We start from the raw sequence: 408 nt of genomic DNA, 5'->3' as shown, positions 1-408 counted from the left end.
CTGCTTTTAACGATTGTGAAATTGCAGGGGCAGACATCAGTTGATTGACCTCTTGCAAGGCAATAACGTCGTAACCTTTTTCCACAATCGTTTGAGCAAGTATCGCTATTTTTTCCACTTGGTTATCTTCTAACCAAGCGTGTACGTTTAGGGTAAGTAGTTTCATCTTTTTCCCTTAATTCTCACAATGCCAAATATCTGCGTTATATTGTGCGATAGTGCGATCTGATGAGAAGAAACCTGCTTTCGCAATATTCTGGATAACTTTTTTATTCCAGCTGTCTTGGTCTTCGTAATCCGCTAAGATTGTTTCTTTTGCTTTAACATAAGAATCAAAGTCGATTAAAGTCATAAACCAGTCTTTATTTAATAATTCGTTATAAAGACGCTCTAGACGTGTACGACTAC

1 protein-coding gene is annotated in these 408 nt (G+C 37.3%); it reads right to left on the bottom strand.

The window, feature by feature from the left end:
- Window positions 1-175: 175 nt before the first annotated feature.
- On the bottom strand, window positions 176-408 hold a 233-nt coding region (locus tag EII42_RS12350; RefSeq protein WP_148098064.1), incomplete at its 5' end, for a glycogen/starch/alpha-glucan phosphorylase.

This window comes from Tessaracoccus sp. OH4464_COT-324, from assembly GCF_003932855.1.
Classification (GTDB): domain Bacteria; phylum Actinomycetota; class Actinomycetes; order Propionibacteriales; family Propionibacteriaceae; genus Arachnia.
This window is presented reverse-complemented; position numbering and strand designations above follow the sequence as displayed.